The following is a 1,683-nucleotide window of genomic DNA, read 5'->3' on the forward strand; positions in this document are numbered from 1 at the left end:
TGTGGTGTGTGGTGTGTGGTGTGTTTTGGGGTTAGGGGAAGATGTTGTGGCCGGGGGTGAGGGTGTGGGTGGGGTCGTAGGTGTTTTTGGCGTTGGTGAGGGTGGTCCAGTGGGGGCCGTAGTGGTGTTGCCAGTCGGTGGGGGTCATGTGGGGGATGGCGCCGACGAGGTAGCGTTTGGCGCCGAGTTGGGTGGCGGTGTTGTAGAGGTTGCGGTTGCGGGTGAGGTGGGTGGTGGGGTTGGTGGTGGGGTGGGGGAAGGCGAGGAGGTCGAAGAGGTAGGCGGTGGGTTCGTTGGGGGTGATGGCGAGGGGGTGGGTGAGTTTGTTGGTGTGGAAGGGGTAGCAGAGGAGGAGGCCGGGGCCGATGTCGTCGGGGGTGAGTTGGGGGAGGGTGTGGTTGAGGAAGGTGGGGGTGGTGGTGGCGGGGAGGAAGAGGGAGAGCCAGGGTTTGGGGGTGTTCCAGTAGCCGAGGTTTTTGATGGTGTCGGCGAAGGTGTCGGCGCGGTAGGTGTATTCGCGGTAGGTCTGGTCGGTGATGGTGGTGGTGGTGGGGTTGAGGTCGGTGAGGAGGGGGGTGGGGTTGGGGGGTGTGGTGCCGTTGTAGTGGGTGACGGCTTCGATTTTGTAGTGGGGGGGTTGTCCGTTGGGTTGGATGAGGATTTCGCCGACCTGGGAGGGGAAGCGGCCGTCGTTGAGGATGGTTTGTTGGTCGGTGAGGAAGGTGTGTTGGTCGGTGTAGGTGAGGGTGAGGATGCGGGCGTTCTGGGGGGCGGGGACGAGTTTGAGGGTGGCTTTGGTGATGATGCCGACTTGGCCGGCGCCGGCGAGGGCGGTGTGGAAGAGGTCGGGGTTTCGGGTGGGGGAGGCGGTGAGGATGCGGCCGGTGCCGGTGACGATTTCGATGGCTTCGACGGTGTCGGCCTGGAGGCCGTGTTTGTGGACGGTGGAGCCGATGCCGCCGATGCTGATGGTGCCGCCGATGGAGAGGTGGAGGTAGTCGGTGAGGGCGGGGGGTGTGAGGTTTTGGGCGAGGGTGGCTTCGGTGAGTTGGGCCCAGGTGACGCCGGTGTCGACGGTGGCGTTGGTGGGGGTGATGGTGTGGATGCGGTTGAGGGCGCGGGCGTTGATGCTGATGCCGCCGGCGACGCCGGCCTGGCCGTAGTTGGAGTGTGATTCGAGGTCGTTTCCGGTGCCGCTCTGGCCGTTCATGGCGACTTTGAGGTTGTTGCGGCGGGCGAAGTCGATGATGGTGGCGATGTCGGGGGCGCCGGTGGGGTGGAGGACGGCGTAGGGGGTGTTGGTGGTGAGGCGGCCGAAGTCGTGGGCGTGGGCGTTGCGGGTGGTGGGGCTGGTGGTGAGGGTGCCCTGGATGGGGGGTAGGGGGGTGATGCGGCCGCGGGTGGGGGTGTCGGTGGTGGCCCAGGTGCGGGTGGTGGTGTTGTAGCCGATGACGGTGGCGGCGGCGCCGGTGAGCAGGGTGCGCCTGGAGAGGGCGGGTCGGTTCATGCGCGGTGGTCTCCTCGGGGTGGTGGGCGGCCCCGGCGGGTGCCGGTGCCGGTGGTGTGCGGTGGGTGCCGGCTTTGCGGGTGCTGTCGGCGGTGGCTCGACCGGTGGGTGGTTTCGGTCCTGCTGGTCCTGTCGGTCGTTGCGGTCGTGCGTGCAGGGGTGCTGCTGCCTTGTGA

Annotated in this window: 1 protein-coding gene; it reads right to left on the reverse strand. The window is 67.1% G+C overall.

Annotated features, from left to right (window positions below):
- Positions 1 to 31: 31 nt before the first annotated feature.
- Positions 32 to 1,507 carry an FAD-binding protein gene (locus ACWGKU_RS38805; protein ID WP_452178952.1) on the reverse strand — a complete coding sequence of 492 codons (1,476 nt, stop codon included), beginning with the start codon at positions 1,505 to 1,507 and terminating at the stop codon, positions 32 to 34.
- Positions 1,508 to 1,683 lie beyond the last annotated feature (176 nt).

The sequence above is a fragment of the Kitasatospora sp. NPDC054768 genome (assembly GCF_053612025.1).